Genomic DNA, 19145 nt, shown 5'->3' on the forward strand with positions numbered 1-19145 from the left:
AGTTGAGATTGACGAGGGGGCGGAGGAGAGATCTACCGCCGTTTTCGACTGCCTGGCTTCAGCGGATTGCGGAGGATGATGGTTTCGTCCCGCTTGGAACCGGTGGAAATCATGTCGATGCGGCACTCAGTCAACTCTTCCACGCGTGCAAGGTACCGCTTCGCTTCCGCCGGCAGTTGCTTGTAGTTCGTTACACCCGTCGTCGGCGCATTCCAGCCACGCAGGCGTTCGTAGACCGGTTCGCACTTCGTGAGCGACTCCAGATCGGACGGCATGTCCCGGTGGACCTTCCCGTTCACGCGATAGCCGGTGCAGACTTTGAGTTCCTTGCATCCATCGAGCACGTCCAACTTGGTCACGGCGAGCGAGGTCAACCCGTTCACACGCGTCGCATGCCGCACCAGGACGCTATCGAACCAGCCGCAGCGCCGGGCTCGGCCGGTAGTCGCACCGAACTCCTTGCCCCGCTCCTGCAAACCTTCGCCGACTTCGTCGGTCAATTCCGTCGGGAACGGCCCGCTTCCGACTCTCGTCGTGTAGGCCTTCGTAATCCCCATGACCCCGTCGATCTTTGTCGGCCCCACTCCGGTGCCGGTGCAGGCGCCGCCGGCCGCAGAACTGGAGGACGTGACATAGGGGTACGTTCCGAAATCCACGTCGAGATGCGTACCCTGCGCCCCTTCGAACAATACGGTCTTGCCACGGTCGATAGCCTTGTTCACGATCACGGTGGTATCGGTGATGTAGCTCTTCAACCGATCGGCGTACCCCATATACTGCTGATAGACCTTCTCCAATTCGAAGCAATCGACCTTATGCAACTGCTCGAGCAACCAATTGATATCGACCAGATTCTCTTCCAGTTTTTGCTTGAACAAGGCCGGATTCAGCAAATCGCCCATGCGGATGCCGATACGCGCCATTTTGTCGACATAGGCCGGCCCGATGCCGCGGCCGGTGGTGCCGATCCGACGCACACCTTTGGATTGTTCGGAAGCCTTATCGATCGCCTTGTGATACGGCAGGATCAGATGCGCCCGATCGCTTACGGCGAAGTTCTTGGCAATTTTCACCCCTTGCCCCTGCAGATGATCCATTTCCTCAATGAGAGCGCCGGGGTCGACCACCACGCCGTTGCCGATGAGGCAGAGCGTGCCACGATAGAGGATACCGGACGGGATCAAGTGGAAAATAAAGGTGTCCTTGGCGTTGATGACAGTGTGTCCCGCATTAGATCCACCCTGATAACGCACCACGACATCCGCATCCTTCGCCAGGATGTCGACGATCTTCCCTTTTCCTTCGTCACCCCACTGGGTACCGATGATGACCAGATTCGCCATAGTCTCCGCATCAACTCCTGTTCAGCCCGAAAAAAAACAGCCCTGACCTCTCACTGATCAGAGCTGTGGGGGCATCATGGTATGGGGAGCCCCTTTGTTTGTCAAGCAAGCTTTTCAGGCAACGATCACGGTCCAGCCCCTCACCAAGCAGCACTCTCTTCCTGCTCTCGATTCCAAGGAGCAGCCCCGGTGAGATTCAGTATTTTACCCCACACAGCCGGCTCCTATGAGGCGTTCACTGCGCGCAACGCAGCGGGCACATTCTGATCGTGCGCGCTCTGCAAGCAAGGAAGTCGCATGGGGACCGGACTATCCCACCCTTTTCTTGACGGACAAAATCCCGCCGTGCTACATTGCACAATTACGTTCACTCCGTTTTGTTTTTTTCCTTTTGCATTTGATCAGTTGGATTGTGTCTGGAGTGGGGCTGTAGCGCAGTTGGGAGCGCGCGTGAATGGCATTCACGAGGTCGCCGGTTCAATCCCGGCCAGCTCCACCAACCCAACCTTCGGTTGACCCGAGCGATTCACCGTCGTAGCGAGAATCCGTGCTCAGGCGATACGCGGCGCCGGTGTCAGCTGTCAGAGACTCGTAACAACGCTCCGCGGAGTACCACCTCGATCAGGTTGAAGCGACACCTGCGCAACGGCACCGTGTCACACCTCCTAACATCGCACCATGCTGCAACTCGAATCCGTCCATAAACAGTTCTCGACCAAGGTCTTGCTCGAAGGGGCCACGGCCCACCTCCGCCCCGGCACACGCGTGGGGCTCGTGGGACCGAACGGCGTCGGAAAAACCACGCTGTTCCGCATGATCCTAGGGGAAGACTCCCCCGATAAGGGCAACATCCGGAAACGGCCGCGGCTGCGGGTGGGGTATCTGCCCCAGGAACTCGAGACCATTGTGGGCAAGACGGTGCTGGACGCCGTCCATCGGGACATCTACCCCGAGCACGAGGCCGAACGCATTCTGATGGGCCTGGGCTTTTCGGTTGCCGATTTCTCACGCCCCATCGAGAACCTCTCGGGCGGCTATCGCATGCGCGTAGCGTTGGCGCACTTGCTGCTTTCGAATCCCGACGTGCTGATGCTCGACGAGCCGACCAACCACCTCGACAAGCCCACCCAGCGCTGGTTCGAGCGGTTCCTGCTCGACTCGAACCTCACGCTGTTGGTCATCAGCCACGACACCAAGTTTTTGGACCAGATCGCCACGCATATCTGGGAAATCCGCGACCGCACGATCCAGGAATTCCGCGGAAACTACACGAAGTTTCAGGAACTGCGCGCCGCGCGCGATGCGCAGGTCGAATCGGCGGCCAATCGGCAGGCCAAAGAGGTGGCTCGCGTCCAGAATTTCATCGACCGCTTCCGCTACCAGGCCAACAAGGCTCGGCAGGTGCAGTCGCGCATCAAACAGCTTGAGAAGGTCAAACTGATCGAGCGGCAACGAGACAGCAAACGTGTGCGCTTCAAGTTCCCCCTGCCGGCTGCCAGCGGTCGCCATGTCCTCGACTTGAAGGGCGTCGCGAAAGCCTATGGGGAAAAAGTAATTTATCGGCACCTGGACTTCTCCGTCGAGCGGGGCCAGCGGATCGCCCTGGTCGGTGAAAACGGTGCGGGTAAGAGTACGCTACTGAAGATGCTGGCCGGGGTTCTCCCTTTCGACAAGGGCACAAGACACGTCGGCCACGGCGCGACGCTCCATTACTTCGCCCAACATCAGGCGGAATCCCTGAACCCCGAGGACACGATTCTCGAATCCTTGGCGGAAGTGTCGGCGACGGCGGAGACGAACTTTCTGCGCGGCATTGCCGGCGCATTCCTCTTTTCGGGAGAAGATCAAAAAAAGCCAATCAAGGCCCTGAGCGGCGGCGAGCGGAACCGAGTGGCACTGGCCCGTATGCTGGTGGAACCGGCCAATACGCTTCTGCTCGATGAGCCCACGAACCACCTGGACCCCGCCTCCGTCGACATGCTCACGGACGCGCTCACAGATTTTCCCGGCACGATCATCTTCATTTCGCACGATCCGACCTTCCTGACACGGGTCGCGACCCGTGTGGTTGAGATCGACGACGGGCAGGCCAAGAACTTCTTCGGCGATTATGAATACTTCCTGTGGAAGAAGGCCCAGGAGTTCGAGTCGATTAAGGAAAACACCGAGGAACTTGCCGCCGCAGCCAAGGGTGCGGGACCGACCAAGGCCATGGCTTCGCAAACTCAGCAGCAGAAGCCCTCCGGCGGCGAACGCCGCGAGTTGACCAAAACCCAGGCCCGCCTGGAGAAGCAGGTCTCACGCGCCGAGGGAGAAATCGCCGAGTTGGAAAGCAAGCTCAAGGGCCGGGAACAGGAATTGGCGGACCCGGTGCTGTACCAAGATTTTCCGCGCTGGAACGCACTCCATGTGGAACAGGAGCAATGGAAGCGCGATCTCGAACGCATGAACGCGCGATGGGAATCACTGTCTGCGGAATTGGAGGAAGTCAGGGGGAAATTGGCCCAGACAGGTTAAACCGTCGACTTCAGCGTCTCTTCCAGATAGTAGTACAGCCAGCGGTTCGTCTCTTTCGTCACCAGATCGTCCCAGACTACCCCGAGTAGAAATCCCTTTTCCCAGGGCTTGACCCAGGCCACAGTCGCGCCGAGCTTCTCCTGTTGCTCGACCTTGTCCGGATCCAGAAAGGCCAGAGAGACGGTGATTTTCTCCCCGACCGGCAACTTTTCCTTCGAATGGAGGCCCGCGCCGATCTTGTTGACGTTGTCGAGGACGGCCGTGAACCCCTTGGTCCCGCTCTTGGGAATCACCAAAGCCGACCCTACCAGCGTCGCTCGTACGAACTTGCGCCGCTCGTTGGCACTTTCTGCCGAGGAGGGTTTACTCATTCCATAGCCTCTCTCGTAAGTATAAAGATTTACACCGGTTTGTCCATACCCTTTCTTCAAGAAAATGAGGGAAATTTAGGTGTTTTTCGGACGGTAGTACCGCCGGTTCTTGAGTTGGTCCGGCAGGTGCTGTTGGTCCCCGGAAGCCGTGGGGTCGTCGTGCACGTACCGATAGCCTTTGCCATAGCCCCAACCCTGCATCAGCGAGGTGACGGCATTCCGCAGGTGAAGCGGCACCCCCAGATTCCCATGCTTCCGCGCGTCCTCGCGAGCCTCCATCAGACCGACGTAGGAGGCGTTGTCCTTGGGGCGTGAGGCCAAGTAGGTGGTTCCATGGGCCAGGTTGATCTGGGCTTCAGGTAAGCCGACGAATTCAACGGCCTGGGCCACGGCATTGGCGACGACCAGTGCCATGGGATCCGCATTTCCAATATCCTCCGATGCAAAAATCACCATTCGACGGGCAATGAACCTGGGCGTCTCCCCCCCTTCGAGCATGCGAGCCAGCCAGTAGAGCGCGCCGTTGGGATCCGAATCACGCAGACTCTTGATGTACGCGGAGATGAGGTTGTAATGCTCCTCCCCGGTCTTGTCGTATCGGAGGGACTTCCTGATCAGCGCCGCCTCTAACCCGTCCGCATCGATGGTTCGCGTGCCGTCCTGTGCGACCGCTGCCTGGCCGGCCACGAATTCCAATGCCGTCAGGAGGCTGCGTGCATCGCCGTTCGCAAATGCGACCAGCCTGCGACGAGCCTCGGGCTCGATGCTGATCTTGAGCCGCCCCAGTCCCCGCTCCGCATCGCGGAGCACGCGTTCCAGAATCTGATCGAGCGCCTCGTCCGTGAGCGGATTCAGGACAATCACAATCGAGCGGGATAGCAGCGGACTGATGACCTCGAACGAGGGATTCTCCGTGGTTGCCCCGATGAGCACCACGGTCCCACGCTCGACATGCGGGAGAAAGGCATCCTGTTGCGCCTTGTTGAAGCGATGGATTTCGTCGACGAACAAAATCGTCGAACGCCCCATGGCCCGCCGATGCTCGGCGGCCTTGATAATCTCGCGTAGCTCCGGAATGCCGCCTGTCACGGCAGAGAAGGGCACGAACTCGGACTTGGTATGGCAGGCGACGAGGCTGGCGAGCGTCGTTTTCCCGCAGCCAGGCGGTCCCCAGAATATGACGGAAGAGAGCTCGTCCCGCTCGATGGCCTGCCTGAGCGGCCGGCCCAACCCGATGATGTCGTCCTGCCCCACTAGGTCGTCAAAGGTGCGAGGACGCATCCGTTCCGCCAACGGCACCTTGGCCGGTCGTGACTCTCCAACGGGGAGGCTGAACAGATCGCCGGTCGACTCGCGGGACGGCCCCATGCGGACACCTCGGTAAAGATGCATTCTATACGCCGAACCGGAAACACCGCAAACGCGGGTAACGAGATTTGAGATTGGGCTCCCGGCTTGATTCCCCGCGCCGAGGATGCTACGAGGACCATTCGTGTCATTCTTGGGAGACAACCATGCACTTCGATCATCAAGGCATTCGACTTGGCTATGAGGACCAGGGCGCGGGACTTCCGTTGGTGTTTCTGCACGCGTTCCCGGTCAATCGCACGATGTGGCGGGATCAGATAACCGACCTATCGTCGCAGTTTAGGACCATCGCCATCGATCTCCGCGGCCATGGGGAATCGGACGCCCCGCTCTGGTCGTATTCGCTCGACGACTATGCCGATGACGTCCGAGCCCTGCTCGACCGCCTGCAGATTCCACAAGCGGTATTGATCGGACTCTCAATGGGGGGCTACGTCGGCTTCGCCTTTTGCCGGAAATATCCGCAACGCGTGAAGGGGCTCGTACTCTGCGACACCCGAGCTCAAGCCGACAGTCCCGAGGGGAGAGCCGGGCGCTTCAACCTGGCACAAGCGGCCAGTAAGCAGGGAGCCGCCGCAGTAGCAGACATGATGGTGCCCAAACTGCTGGGGGCTACATCAATTCAGACAAGATCCGAGGTGGTGGAGCGCGTGCGCCGGATGGTCCTCTCCAATCCGGTGAACGGCATCGTAGTGGACCTCATGGCCATGGCGGCAAGACCGGATTCGACTCCCCTGCTTGGGACCATCGCTTCACCGACGCTCGTGATCATCGGTGACGAAGACCATACGACACCGCTGGCTGATGCAACGCTGATGGCAGAGAGGATACCCGGGGCCAAGCTGGCGATCATTCCCGGAGCCGGACACTTGAGCAACGTCGAACAGCCGACAACGTTTAACCGGGTCCTGCGCGAATTCCTTCAATCCCTGGCAGGGTGAAACCTCCAGGTTGCGCACGCAAACCGATTCAGGGATGGATCATGGCAGCAGGGAACGCGCGAGCGAAACCTCGGTCCGGCAGGATGGAATGCGGATATGACAGGTGGGTTTCCGAGGCGAGCATTTAGTCGGAGTCGCCGACGCTGCCTCGACGGATCAGCTTCAAGAATTCCAAGCGGGTCTGTTGCTGGCTGCGAAAGGCACCGAGCATCGAACTGCTGACGGCCACCGTATTTTGCTTCTCCACGCCTCGCATCATCATACATAGGTGCCTGGCTTCGACCACGACACCCACCCCGTGCGCGTTGAGTTTCGACTTGAGCGTTTCAGCGATTTGAACGGTCAGCCGCTCCTGCACTTGGAGTCGTCTGGCAAACACATCGACGATGCGCGGAATCTTGCTGAGCCCGACGACCTTCTTATTGGGCAAATAGCCAACGTGGACCTTCCCGAAGAACGGCAACAGGTGATGTTCGCACATGCTGAAGAAATCGATATCCTTCACGATAACCATCTCGTCATACTCGATGGGAAACAGCGCACCGTTTAGGAGATGATCGATGTCTCGGTGATAGCCCTGCGTCATGAAGGCCAGCGCCTTGGCAACGCGTTCCGGGGTCTTGAGTAGCCCGTTCCGCCCAGGCTTTTCACCGAGAGCCAGCAGCATTTCCGTCACGAGGGACTGGAGCACGTCGATATCCGGCGGGCGCCCACTGCCGTTGACATCCTCGACCGACTTCCGCCGCCCGCCCCTCGACTGCTTAGCCATGCTCCGCCTTCCTGGTCATCGCCGTTCCGGTCGACGGCCCCGAATACTCAAAATAATTGTCCCTCGTTTCGATTACGCCGACCTTCTCAAGCCGACCTTCGGGAATCTCTTTCACGAGCAAATCCCAAATCAGGAGCACCAGGTTTTCTCCGGTGGTGGTCCGTTCGGCAAACTCCGGATCGAGGTTCAAATCGTGATGATCGAAACGCCGCACAATGGCCCGTTCCACCACCGCATCAAGGTGCCCGACGTCAATCCCGCGATGTGTGGCTGGATCGATGGGACCAATGACCGTCACATAGACGACGTAGTTGTGCCCGTGCCCGTTGGGATTGTTGCACTTCCCGAACGCAGCCCAGTTTTCTTCCGCCGTAAGTTGCTCGGTATGAAGCCGATGCGCGGCGCAAAATCGGTAGCGGCGGGTGATGGAAGCCTGTGCTGTCATCGAAATCGGATTGGTGGTTTTCTCAAAACGAACAAGCCGGGAAAGGCCCCTCTGGACCCCTTCCCGGCCTGTGCTCTTATCTCACGAGGGAACGCGGCTCGATCAGGCTCACGTTACGCACTGAATGAGCTGCCGCATCCGCAAGTGGTCTTCGCTTGGGGATTCTTGATCGAGAACCCGGATCCTTGCAGGCTGTCGACGTAATCGACTTCGGCGCCCTGCAGCAACGGCGCACTCTGCGAATCCATGATGACCTTCACTTCGCCCTTCTCAATGACGGTGTCGTCATCGGCCATCTTGGACTCGAACGCCATGCCGTATTGATAGCCGTGGCAGCCGCCGCCACGAACGTAAATCCGCAGCCCGACCACATCTTTTTCTTCGGCCATGAGTTCCCGTATCTTCTGCTCGGCCACTTGAGTAATCGTAATCATCGTATCTCCTCCTCCAGTCTACGTGTTCGGCACGTTGAGTTAGTCTACCACCTCTTCCGGCCTTACGGAAGCCCGACTTCCTTTTTCCCGGCCTCGCCCGGCGCAGCCGTGGTCGGCTCCGCCCACTTGGTCTCCGGAACTCGGACGACCACATCGCCCAACACCCTCGCCTGACAACCGAGCCGATGCCAGGGCTCCGACAGCGCCTCGCGGTCCAACAGGTCTTGCTCGTCGAAATCGATCTCGGACAGATTCTCTCCGCCGATCTGAACTTCGACCCGACAGGTCGTGCAAGACGCATTGCCGCCGCAGTCGTGGTTCAGCGGAAAGCCCAGAGCTTTTGCCGCATCCAACAACGTGAGGTTCGCGTCCACCTCGCCGCATTTCCCCTGCGAATGCAAGAAACTCACACGCGGCATCCGATACCTCTACGCGTTGGCGCCCGCTTCAGCTTTCGCCGGCTGATAGGGACAGCGTTGCAGGCGGATATGCTCTTCGAATTCATGCCGGAACAACTTCAGGCTGCTCTGCACCAGCACCGCCGCGCCGGTTACCAGCGTGCAATAGCCGGTTCCCTTGACGAAGCCGCAGAGCTGCAACAGAGACTCCAGGTCTTTTTCGGTCCCCTGCCCGCGCTCGATCTTATCCATGATCGTCGCCAGGTTGAGCGTGCCCATTCGGCAAGGCGGACATTGCCCGCAACTTTCGCCTTTGAAGAAGTTCGAAAACTTAAGGGTAGCCGCGACCATGCAGGTCGCATCGTCGATGACGATCGTACCGGCTGACCCTAATCCGGTTCCGGCCTTCTTGAGGGAATCGAAGTCCATCGGCAGGTCAAGCTGATCGGCGGTCACCATCGAGAAGGCGGGCCCTCCCGGAAAGACTGCCTTGATCTTACGTCCATTCGGCACGCCGCCACCCGCCTGCTCGATCAAGTCCTTAATCGTGACTCCCATCGGCATTTCATATACGCCGGGGCGATTCACCGCACCGCTGAGCGAGAACAACATCGTGCCGGGGCACTTTTCCGTGCCCACCTGCGTAAACCAGGCTGCGCCGTTTCGCAGGATCTTCGGGATATTGCACAACGTCTCGACGTTGTTCACCAAAGTGGGTTTGCCGTACAGGCCGAAGTCGGTCGGGTAGAACGGGGGCTTCTGGCGAGGCATCGCAGGACGACCCTGCATCGATTCCAGCATCGCCGTCTCTTCACCAGCCACGTAGCTGCCGTGCCCGGAAAACACTTCCAGGTCCAGATCGATCCCAGTCCCGAGGATATCTTTCCCGAGCAACCCGCGCTCTCGGGCCTGTTGAATGGCCTTGCGGAGGTTGGCTTCCTCCGACTCATATTCATGATTGACGTATATGTAGGAGGCCTTGGCGTTGACGGTGCGGGACGCGATCAGACAACCTTCGATCAGTTGGTGCGGAATATACTTCAACAGTTCACGGTCCTTGAACGTTCCCGGCTCGTGCTCGCCGGCGTTGCAGACGAAGTACCGTTCCTTCACACGGTGGTTGAGCACCTTGTCCCACTTCGTTCCGGTGGGAAACCCGGCGCCGCCACGCCCCCGCAGGCCGGCCTTCTTGATTTCGCCGACGATGTCTTCCGGCGTCAGTTCTTTCAAACACTTCCGCCAGGCCTCATAGCCGCCCGCCTTCAAATAGGGCTCGATGTCCCAGGGTGCCCCGTCAAGCTTCTGCAATACCCGTGGTTGAGGTAGGGTCACGATAGGTTCCCTTTCGGGGGCAACACCCCCAGGTTAACAGGCGCTTACTATAAGGCGGCCCGCCGGAAGCCGTCAAGCCAAGTAGGCGAGATTAGGGCTGAATCTCAAAGAGTTAGGCCTGATAGACCTAGCTGATATCGGCCCAAAGACTCGTGTGGTCAGTCGCCTCGCACCACAGGGTCACGCCAGCCCAAAATGACCGAGGCGGTCCCCCTTCAGTCTGGGAGACCGCCTCGAGCCGAATTCGGGATCTGATGTTTACTTGAAGTGGCTGCCAGCTCCCATGAAAAACAACATGGGAATGGACAACAGGAAGTTGATGCGCGAGGCGATCAACGCAGTTTTGCCCCACTGTGCCATTTCGGCCGGTGCCGGGGTACCTTGGGCTGCTGCCGAGACAGCGGCAATGATCTTCTTCTGATTCGGCCAAATCACGCCGTGCACATTCCCCATCATGATGATACCGAGCAGCCCGCCGATCCCCAACGCAATTGCCCCCGTTCCCCCCTTCGCATAGAGATAGAAGTAGAGGATGATCCCGGCCAGAACCGTCACGGTGGCCCCGTGGCGGAACCAGTTCAACGCCGCCGGCATCAGCTTCGGGATGACGATGTTCTTCGTCGGTCCATCCAGACTCTTCAGGAAACCGGCATTGATCAGGTTGAAGAAATAGAGCAACCCGATCCACGTGATGCCGGCGAGGAAGTGGACCCAGCGGACGATCATGCCAAGCCAATCCACGTCACCGGCCCCTACGCCGCCCATACCCAGGAACACCAGTATCAATACGACAGCAAGCGCGAACCCCGCGCCCATTGTCTGCATCGGATCTTCGAGAAATTTCATGGCTCTCCCCCAACTCTATTGGTTTATTGCGTAACCGCGTTGTCTACTGTAGCCCCGACGAGCTTGTCAAGCGAGCCGCCCGAGCTTCGCGGTCAGGATGTTGAAAATGGCGGTGGGCAATTCCCGCTAAGCCTTCAGCAAGCGATCCACTACGGCGCACAGGTCCCGCACCGCACCCGCCGAAGTCTCCAGCGCCTTCCGCTCTTCGGCCGTCAGGTCATATTCCATGATCGCCTCGCCGCCCTTCCGCCCGAGACGGACCGGTACGCCGACGATAACATCTTTCAATCCATATTCTCCCTCACACAGCATTGCGCAGGGGAGGACGCGCTTTTGGTCCTTCATGATCGCCTCAACCATATCCACGGCCGAAGCGGAGGGCGCATAAAACGCGCTGCCGGTCTTGAGCAGTCCGACGATTTCGGCGCCCCCGTCCTGGGTACGCTTGATCAAGGCCTGCAGTCGCTCCGCAGACAGTCGCTCCGTGATCGGCTTGCCCGCAACGGTTGTCTGGCGGACCAAGGGCACCATCGTATCGCCATGGCCCCCCAACACCATCGCTTCGACGTCGGTTCCCGGCACGTTCAATTCCTCAGCAACGAAGGACCGCAACCGAGCCGAATCCAACACTCCGGCCATGCCGAGCACACGGGACTTGGGCAGCCCGCTGATTTGTCTCGCCACATGCACCATCGCATCCAGCGGGTTGGTGACCAGGATGAGGATGACATCGGGAGAGCGCGACACCAACTCGCGGACCACTGACTGCACGATCTTGGCGTTGGTGGCCAGCAGCTCGTCACGACTCATGCCGGGCTTGCGAGGGATACCAGAGGTGATCACCGCCACCGACGAGCCGGCTGTTTCATCATAGCCGTTGGTGCCGACGACGCGGGTGCTGTAGCCACAAACCGGACCGGCTTGGGTGATGTCCAACGCCTTCCCCTGCGGCACCCCCGGGACGATGTCGACCAGGACGACCTCATACGCGTTCTTCTCCGCCAGCCGCTGAGCAGCCGTTCCGCCTACATTGCCCGCACCTACTACCGTAATCTTCGGTCGTCCCATCATCCCACCTCGTGAAACGTGAAGCGCCAAACGTGAAGCGTGTCGACGAGACGCCTCACTGGCACGCCCTTACGTGTGATCGTGTCCCGTCCAGCCGCCGACCTTAAAATTGATCGTGCAGACGAAGTTCTCTCCATCGTAGAAATTCACTTTGATCTTCTTCTTCCCGTACGTCCTTGCCAGAAACTCCTCCGGCGTATCCACCAGCTCCTGGAACCCCCCGGGCGGGTAATCACCCAACTCGTGGAACACCACGATCATCCCGCTTTTGACTTCCTGGAGAATCTTGGCCGTGCAGCGCGGATAGATCTCCCAGAACTTGGCGTCAATCTCCTCACGCGTCGGTTCCGGCCGCTCCTCACCCGGCTTGGTATCGCGATTGGCGAACTTCGCCTGGCGCCGGACGTAGGGGTACTGATGCCCGGTAAACAATTTGTACAGCCACGGCGGTACGGTCGGTTTGTCCACTTGCTTCTCCATATCGATCTCTCGCACCCACGATCTCGAGCAGTGCGCCATTCGGAATCCCTACGCGGTGAGCCGATGGTAAATCCTCGGCAGCTTCTCCGGCAAGCCCTCCAGCCTGTCGATCACCACGAAGCGTACATCTCCGTACATCCGCCGGACATAGGGGTCTGCCTCGCGATCCACCGTAATGCACACCGGCTCGATGCCCTGGGCGCGCGCTTCCCGGAGGGCCATCCTGGTATCTTCGAGCGAATACTCGTCCTTGTATCCGTCGTCCAACGGCCGACCGTCACTGAGGACGATCAGCAGCCTCGTCCTGGCCTGGCGCGCCAGCAGCTTGTGAGCGGCGTGGCGAATGGCGGCCCCGTCCCGGTTTTGGTGGAGCGGTGCGATGCCCCCCAACTTCGCACCGGCGCGCCCGGTCACGGCCTCATCGAAGTCTTTGATGACGATGAAGTCCACCTGGCGGCGCCCTTGCCCGGAGTAGCCGTAGACGGCAAACTGGTCGCCGATCGCCGTCAGCGCCTCGCAGAGTACCACAAGGCCCTGCTTTTCCACATCGATCACCCGCCACCCCTGCTCGATCTGGCGGCTCGTCGACCCGCTGAGATCGACCAGAAACGCCACCGCCACGTCCCGTTCGCGTTTCTCGCGGCGAACATAGACACGATCGGAAGGTTCCATCCCCGCCGCAAGATCGGCCACCCGTCCCACAGCCGCGTCCATGTCCAGTTCTTCGCCATCGGCTTGTCCCGGCACACGCCGAAGCCCTGGCGGACGAAGACTTTCAAAGTAGCGTCGCAGAATTCCAACGACCCCGCGTTGATCGGCCAAGGTCTGTTCGACGAAATCGGATGAGCCTTCCTCCGCCTCCCGTTCAATAACGTGGCACCAGTTCAGGCGATAATCTTGGATCGCCGCATCCCATTCCCGATACCGAACCACATGGGACCCGGCCGGCGCCTGGTCATCTGAGCGGGGCCGTTCCCCTTCCAGGGCCAGCACCTCTTCCACCAACGAAGGCTGTCGGCGCCCCGGCGCCAACTGCTCGTTCGAAACCTGCTGCGACCGCGCAGTCCCTGCGCCGGACGGCCCGCCGCCCGACGCCCCGGCCAACCCACCCCCACTCTCCGCATCCCCCTGGGATCCGGACGTGGCAGGCTGTGGAGCCGAGTCGCTGCGGTCGCGCACGAGATCAGGATCCATTGCGCCGCGGTAGTCCCAATTCTCCATCGGCCTGTAGGTGTCCGACAGGTCCTCGGCTGCTCGCGGCGCGGGCAGAGACTCATTCCGATCGTCGGACTCGGCTTCGCCCTGAATCATCTCGACCCGCCGTGCCAAGAGGCGATCCATTTCCTCATATAGACGATTCGCCAATCGCACTGCCGACTCGGCCGTCGCCGACGGACTGTAGATCTCCTGAAACAATGACCACAATTGCTCGACCTCGGCCTTGACCGGCTCCGGCACCGCGACTGCCTCAGGTCCGCTCGTCGAGAGGAGCAGCAGCTGATCGACCACCATTTCCCGCACCGTGACTCCGTGAGAAAACGACCGTGTGGCCACGGCATCCTTCGCCACGGCGGCAAGGTCGCGCGCAAGACCCGGATATTCCTGCCGCAAGAGGAACTCGACCCGCGCGTCCTCCACGACCGTCCAGAGATCCTTGATCAATCCCGGCTGAGGATAACGGGAGAACAATTCGCCAAGGCGCAGGCAGGACCCGGTTGTCGGCTTGGCATATCGCCCAGCAAGTGTCTGGGCCAATTCTTCCAACACCGCCGTGGAGAGATCGAAGCTGCCGAATTCGAGATGACCTGCCTCATGGGCTGCCATCACCATGTAGAGGCGGACATTCTCGTCGTATGTTTCATACCGGCGGACCAGAGACGGCAGTCCGATCCCATGGCCATCGTCCGTAATCGTGGCCCTGGTAAGCTGCGTCGCGGGCTCCAGTGATTCCGGGACTTCCTGGATGCGAACATCTCTGCCGCAGAGGGCCTCGACAAACAGCTTCACCCGTCGGGCCACCTGGCGCAGCGGTACCCCGCTCAAGGCCTGCGAAACCGCACCCAACGCCTTTTCCGTCTCAACGGCAAAGTAGGCGCGCCCCGCTTCGTTGCTGTATTCAAGCACTTCCATCCCAGCGGAAAACCAGGCCTGGAATTTGTCTCGCGCCCCTGGTGCGTCTCCGATCAAGGCCACCAATTCCGGGCTGCGGCGCATATACGCCAAAGTGGCGTCGGCATCCCGTTCTGCAACCAAGACGCCATACCGCAGGACATCCTGGCGCCACTCAGTCGTAGGAAGACGTCGGATGATCGCCGGAGCCTCGGCCAGAATGGCAATTCCGGCTTCGGGCGACTGTTGCGCCGCCTGCGCGCTCAAACGAATGACTGCTGGTCGCACCGAGGGCTCAGGGATATCAGCTAGGATGGCGGGACTCGTCCGGAAATATTCCAGCACCCCAAGATAGTCCGGCTTGCCCAAACTGTTCTGGGTGATCAACTTCAAACCCAGGGCTGCCCAGGAGCGCACCTCCTCGACTGGGAGCACGGGAGCGATCGCCGCAAGCTGCCGGACATACTCGACCGCAAGCGTAAAATCCGTTTCGGCCAGCTCGGAGGCAACTGCCATCCAGGTCGGCCAGGCCTCGGGCGGGAGCACCGTAACCAACTCGGGGGAGACACGAAAAAATTCCCAGGCCACATTGGCATCGTGGTCGGCCAATTCCAGCGCAGCTGCCAGCACCGTCGGCCGCGCCGCTTGATCCATCACCCCCAGCAGCACAGGACTTTCTTTGAAATAGCGCAGGGCCACCGCTCCCGATGATCCGGCAAGCGCGACCCCGAAATCGATCCATGCCAGGGCCTCGCGCAACACACCGCGGCGCTGCAATTCCGGGAGCGCGGCAACCGCGCCCCTGGCAGCCTTCGGGGCATCCTCGGCCAACTCGTCCAACAGCAGGGACAGCCCTTCGAGCGTATCGGGACGTGGGGCCACCCGTGCGATTTCCTGCACGAGGCCGTCCGCCGCCGACCCGAGGTCATCGGCCAGTTGCGCGCGAAGTCGTTGCTGTACGGCTAGGGAGGCCATGCGTCGATTGAGCCGGATTTAGTGGAAGTTGTGGATTGTAAAGGACGCAATTTCGCTTGTAAACTGTGCGCCCAGGTGCCGGCCGGTTTCCCCGTCCGCACCGGCCGCCGAGTCACAGCGCCGAATTCCCAAGGAGCCGCCGATGGCCGAACCCAGCAAAGAATCGCTCGAGAAGATGTGGAAATACGTGAAGGGCTTCGCCGAAAAGAGCGGCACCGCCATGCATCCCAACCCTGCGGTAAGCGAGGCCGTCGTCAAGGGCCTGGCCGCTCATATCGATGAGCTAGGCAAGCCGCTCTGTCCCTGTAATTTCTATCCCGACAAACAGGCCGAAGCGAAGCTGCGCCGCTGGATGTGCGCGTGCGATGAAATGCAAATTTACAAGTACTGCCACTGTCTGTTGTTTGTTCGTGAGGACGGCATGCCGATCACCGAGTACCTTCCGGAAGATCATGAAGGGCGCCAGTGCTACGGACTGATCACCGACCCGACACCGGACAAGGGACGGGCACTCCGCCACAAGGCCCCCTTGCCGATGGCTCCGCAGGCCTCGTCACCCGGCGACGGAACAGACCAATCCGAGAAATCGTGACGGGAGCGTGACGACGCCGCTGACAGTTCGGCGCGGCTCTGCGTGGCTCCGCTCCTCACTCCTTCTACTGTTGCTCGGTCTACCGGGCTGCCTGCAGACCATGACGCCCGTGCGGCCGGACCTCCTACCGGTCACCTCACACGAAGCCCAGCAGCTCTCGAGTCACGTCCACTCCCTCGCCAGTCCGACTCTGGAAGGACGGCAACCCGGCACGACCGGCAATCTTCTGGCGGCAGCCTATATCGAGCAACAGTTTCAAGCCGTCGGCGTAAAAGTTTTTCCCTCTCTCGGCAGTTACCGCCAACCCATCGGGCCCGAAATCGGCGACAATGTCGTGGGCATGCTTCCGGCATCCGACGCTTCACCCAACGGCCGATGGATCGTGCTCGGCGCCCATTTCGATCACCTCGGCAAGGGGTTCCTCGGCGCAGACGACAATGCCTCAGCCCTAGCGATCCTCATCGAAACCGCTCGGCGCATCGCGGCCCTCACTCACATCTCGGTCGCCGTGCTGGCCTTCAACAGCGAGGAACCGCCTTATTTCAACACCCCGCGGATGGGGTCCGAGTGGTTTGTTCAACACCTACCGCCGGAAATCGGCGACACCACCCGCATTCAGGCCGCCATCATCATGGACCTGATGGGGGGAGTCCAATGGGAGCCGCTGAAGGACACCGTCTTCGCCATCGGGGCGGAAAAAAGCCCGACCCTCTACCGGCGACTGAAGGAATCCTTACCTCGGAACTTGGCGCTCAGAGTGTTTCCGGTTGGGATTCACCTTGTGGAGGAGATTCCCGGACGAGGCCACGAAAGCTTCAGCGACTACCACGTCTTCCGCAACCGCCAGGTGCCGTTCTTGTTTCTGTCGACCGCCCGCACCCCTCGCTATCACACGACGGAAGACCGCGCGGACACGCTCCATTACGAACGGATGGCGGCGACGGTCGACTGGCTGATCCGGCTCCTGGCCGCAATGGACCTGGACGATGCCCCTTACCGGTTCGATCCGAATGGTCTCGAATTTGCGGATGAGATCGCGACTTTCCGGTCGATCCTTACGGACGCGACGAACCCACGCAGCCTGATTCCCGGGACCTCACGCTGGTCACTCTGGAAGTTGAACGAAGAGCGGGAATGGCTTCATTCACCCGACGCCCTAACGCCATCGAGCGAGAATCAGGAACGGCTGGAACGGATTTCGGTCAGGTTTCAGTGCCTATTCGCCGACTATTCAGGCTGCTTTACCTTCTAGCTGCGACATACAGGTAGGAATCGAATCATGAACTATTGCCAACCGACCGTCTCGTAGCCCCTCTCCTTGAGACACCGTTCAATGAACTGGGTATAGTCCGGTTGCGGATCGACCGGCTTATACGCCCCGGCAAAGAAACCGAGAACCCCGCCCACGACCCCTCCTGCCGCAGCCCCAATTGCCACACCGCCGGGGCCACCGACTATTCCGCTCGACGCCCCCACGCCGGCTCCACCCAGGAGGCCAATGACGGCGCCGGCGGCGGCGTTGCTGCTTCGATTGGTGCCGTGACGCAGCCCGGCCTGCTCGGCCTTGTAGCGGCAGAGATCCACTTCCCGTTCAGCCTGATCCTTCCCCTGCAAGAGCAGTTGCTGATTGGACTTCAAGACCGGTTCAGGGCCGGCGCAGCCGATGAGGCTGCAGAACGTCATTACGAACACAAGCCCGGTTCTGCGATTGGCTGCATGCATCATCACGTCAGGCCTCTTTCTCTCCCTGCGGTACGACCTCAAGCACGCTACTGCCTCCGATCGACCCACCGTCCGGCTCCCCCGCTCAGGCCCTTGGTTCCGCAACAACATGAACCGGCCGAGCACAGTTCGGTTGCTATCACGACTCCAACAACAGATCTCGAAGTTGTTCAGCGGTCACGCCGCGGATCATGAGGCGCTTCTGGCGACTTCCGGCACCGGCCACCAACTCGACGGCCCCAAGTGGAACCCGACAACGCTGAGCGAGAAAGCGGCGCAGTTCGTCGTTGGCCGCCCCGTCGCTGGGCGGTGCCGCCACGCGAATTTTCACGGCATCGCCATGTAGACCGACGCAACCGGTGGATGAGGCCCGGGGCTGCACGTGCACGGAGAGCAGCACGCCCTGAGCCGTGTCCCGCATGACATTGACGGATGAAGACGTAGGCTTAGGAGTAGGCAAACTGGATGGCTTCACACGATTCCCGCCGGATGGCGATCCAGAATCGACCGTTCAACAGGCCCAATCCCTGTCGGAGCCCTGCCCGGCCATGGTGCACGTTGCCCATTGAACACGTTTGACTAGAATACGGCCTTTACGACCTCGAGGATGCTTCGCAACATGTCGGGATCATCGGTGATCGGTCTGGCAAGAGCCACGTCGCAGGCCTGATCCGGCGGCACCCCCTGCCTGATCAAGGTCCCGGCATAGATCAGCAGCCGCGTGCTGACGCCTTCCTCCAAGCCATGGTTCTTGAGGTTCCGGATCTTTCCCGCGACCTTGACCAGCCGCTGCGCGACATCCGCGCCAACGCCGGCCTCATGCGCCACGACGCGGGCCTCCACGTCCGGAGCCGGATAATCGAACTCGATCGCCATGAACCGCTGTTTGGTACTTTGCTTGAGGTCCTTCAAGATGCTTTGATAGCCGGGATTGTACGAGATCACTAGCATGAAATCGTCCACCGCTTCGACAACCTGTCCCTTCTTCTCGATCGGCAAGAGTCGTCGATCATCGCTCAGGGGGTGGATGATCACGGTCGTGTCTTTTCTCGCTTCGACAATCTCGTCGAGGTATACGATCGCGCCCTGTTTGACCCCCAGCGTCAGAGGTCCGTCCATCCAGACCGTCTCCTGCCCCTTCAAAAGATAGCGTCCGACCAGGTCGGAGGCCGTGAGATCTTCGTGGCAGGCCACCGTGATCAGCGGACGTCCCAAGCGGAACGCCATGTGCTGGACGAAGCGCGTTTTGCCGCAACCGGTCGGCCCCTTGAGCATGACCGGCATACGGGTCTTTGCCGCAATCGTAAACAACCCGACCTCGCCGCGGACGTCGGCGTAAAACGGCTCGCGCTCAATCCGATACCGATCGATCTCGCGCTCCTGTCCTTTCGCTGCCGAGGAACCCTGTTCGCTCATGATCACACCTTCACCCCAA

Annotated in this window: 19 protein-coding genes and 1 tRNA gene; 5 read left to right on the plus strand and 15 right to left on the minus strand. The window is 60.3% G+C overall.

Features of this window, described 5'->3' with window-relative positions:
* Window positions 1–32 precede the first annotated feature (32 nt).
* Window positions 33–1343, minus strand: a complete 1311-nt coding sequence (locus KF814_06210) for an adenylosuccinate synthase (protein MBX3235726.1) — start codon at window positions 1341–1343, stop codon at window positions 33–35.
* Window positions 1344–1766: 423 nt separating this feature from the next.
* On the opposite strand from KF814_06210, the gene KF814_06215 reads away from it, so the two are divergent.
* Window positions 1767–1842, plus strand: a tRNA-Ala gene (locus KF814_06215).
* A gap of 179 nt (window positions 1843–2021) precedes the next feature.
* Window positions 2022–3860 (plus strand): ATP-binding cassette domain-containing protein, encoded by a 1839-nt coding sequence (locus tag KF814_06220; GenBank protein MBX3235727.1) that lies wholly within the window; start codon window positions 2022–2024, stop codon window positions 3858–3860.
* Here the strand turns inward: KF814_06220 and KF814_06225 are convergent.
* Together KF814_06225 and KF814_06230 are read right to left on the minus strand one after the other, a co-directional pair.
* Window positions 3857–4231 carry a PilZ domain-containing protein gene (locus KF814_06225; protein MBX3235728.1) on the minus strand — a complete coding sequence of 125 codons (375 nt, stop codon included), beginning with the start codon at window positions 4229–4231 and terminating at the stop codon, window positions 3857–3859. The two genes, KF814_06220 and KF814_06225, sit on opposite strands and share 4 nt — an antisense overlap.
* A gap of 75 nt (window positions 4232–4306) precedes the next feature.
* Complete coding sequence (locus tag KF814_06230) at window positions 4307–5599, minus strand: replication-associated recombination protein A (protein ID MBX3235729.1); 1293 nt, start codon at window positions 5597–5599, stop codon at window positions 4307–4309.
* 146 nt (window positions 5600–5745) lie between these two features.
* Between KF814_06230 and KF814_06235 the strand changes: the two genes are divergently transcribed.
* A complete protein-coding gene (locus tag KF814_06235) occupies window positions 5746–6540 on the plus strand; it encodes an alpha/beta fold hydrolase (protein ID MBX3235730.1) in 795 nt (264 codons plus the stop codon).
* A gap of 124 nt (window positions 6541–6664) precedes the next feature.
* On the opposite strand, the gene folE is transcribed toward KF814_06235, so the two are convergent.
* The 9 genes from folE to KF814_06280 all read right to left on the minus strand — a co-directional run bounded on the left by folE (window position 6665) and on the right by KF814_06280 (window position 15396).
* Complete coding sequence (gene folE / locus KF814_06240) at window positions 6665–7309, minus strand: GTP cyclohydrolase I FolE (GenBank protein MBX3235731.1); 645 nt, start codon at window positions 7307–7309, stop codon at window positions 6665–6667.
* A complete protein-coding gene (locus tag KF814_06245) occupies window positions 7302–7754 on the minus strand; it encodes a 6-carboxytetrahydropterin synthase (GenBank protein ID MBX3235732.1) in 453 nt (150 codons plus the stop codon). Before KF814_06245 ends, folE begins: the two co-directional genes overlap by 8 nt.
* A 113-nt stretch (window positions 7755–7867) precedes the next feature.
* The gene (gene erpA, locus KF814_06250; GenBank protein ID MBX3235733.1) at window positions 7868–8188 is read right to left on the minus strand and encodes an iron-sulfur cluster insertion protein ErpA; all 321 of its coding nucleotides are present in this window, start codon (window positions 8186–8188) and stop codon (window positions 7868–7870) included.
* Window positions 8189–8250: 62 nt separating this feature from the next.
* Window positions 8251–8607 carry a (2Fe-2S)-binding protein gene (locus tag KF814_06255; GenBank protein ID MBX3235734.1) on the minus strand — a complete coding sequence of 119 codons (357 nt, stop codon included), beginning with the start codon at window positions 8605–8607 and terminating at the stop codon, window positions 8251–8253.
* A gap of 9 nt (window positions 8608–8616) precedes the next feature.
* On the minus strand, window positions 8617–9918 hold the full coding sequence (gene nuoF / locus KF814_06260) for an NADH-quinone oxidoreductase subunit NuoF (GenBank protein ID MBX3235735.1): 1302 nt from the start codon (window positions 9916–9918) through the stop codon (window positions 8617–8619).
* A 258-nt stretch (window positions 9919–10176) separates the two neighbouring features.
* A complete protein-coding gene (locus tag KF814_06265) occupies window positions 10177–10644 on the minus strand; it encodes a urate hydroxylase PuuD (protein ID MBX3235736.1) in 468 nt (155 codons plus the stop codon).
* A gap of 246 nt (window positions 10645–10890) precedes the next feature.
* The gene (gene mdh, locus KF814_06270) at window positions 10891–11832 is read right to left on the minus strand and encodes a malate dehydrogenase (GenBank protein MBX3235737.1); all 942 of its coding nucleotides are present in this window, start codon (window positions 11830–11832) and stop codon (window positions 10891–10893) included.
* A 69-nt stretch (window positions 11833–11901) separates the two neighbouring features.
* Window positions 11902–12312 (minus strand): hypothetical protein, encoded by a 411-nt coding sequence (locus KF814_06275; protein ID MBX3235738.1) that lies wholly within the window; start codon window positions 12310–12312, stop codon window positions 11902–11904.
* Between the two features lie 48 nt (window positions 12313–12360).
* Window positions 12361–15396 carry a VWA domain-containing protein gene (locus KF814_06280; GenBank protein MBX3235739.1) on the minus strand — a complete coding sequence of 1012 codons (3036 nt, stop codon included), beginning with the start codon at window positions 15394–15396 and terminating at the stop codon, window positions 12361–12363.
* A gap of 142 nt (window positions 15397–15538) precedes the next feature.
* Between KF814_06280 and KF814_06285 the strand changes: the two genes are divergently transcribed.
* Both KF814_06285 and KF814_06290 read left to right on the plus strand, forming a co-directional pair.
* Window positions 15539–15988, plus strand: coding sequence for a ferredoxin:thioredoxin reductase (locus tag KF814_06285; protein MBX3235740.1), 450 nt, complete (start codon window positions 15539–15541; stop codon window positions 15986–15988).
* 7 nt (window positions 15989–15995) lie between these two features.
* Entirely contained in the window at window positions 15996–17240 is a 1245-nt protein-coding gene (locus KF814_06290) for a M28 family peptidase (protein MBX3235741.1), read from the plus strand.
* Window positions 17241–17272: 32 nt separating this feature from the next.
* On the opposite strand, the gene KF814_06295 is transcribed toward KF814_06290, so the two are convergent.
* The 3 genes from KF814_06295 to KF814_06305 form a co-directional block, all read right to left on the minus strand.
* Window positions 17273–17716 (minus strand): hypothetical protein, encoded by a 444-nt coding sequence (locus KF814_06295; GenBank protein MBX3235742.1) that lies wholly within the window; start codon window positions 17714–17716, stop codon window positions 17273–17275.
* A 133-nt stretch (window positions 17717–17849) separates the two neighbouring features.
* Window positions 17850–18131 (minus strand): YggU family protein, encoded by a 282-nt coding sequence (locus tag KF814_06300; GenBank protein ID MBX3235743.1) that lies wholly within the window; start codon window positions 18129–18131, stop codon window positions 17850–17852.
* A 158-nt stretch (window positions 18132–18289) separates the two neighbouring features.
* On the minus strand, window positions 18290–19126 hold the full coding sequence (locus KF814_06305) for a CbbQ/NirQ/NorQ/GpvN family protein (protein MBX3235744.1): 837 nt from the start codon (window positions 19124–19126) through the stop codon (window positions 18290–18292).
* Window positions 19127–19145 lie beyond the last annotated feature (19 nt).

It is taken from the genome of Nitrospiraceae bacterium, assembly GCA_019637075.1.
Taxonomy (GTDB): Bacteria; Nitrospirota; Nitrospiria; order Nitrospirales; family Nitrospiraceae; genus JAHBWI01.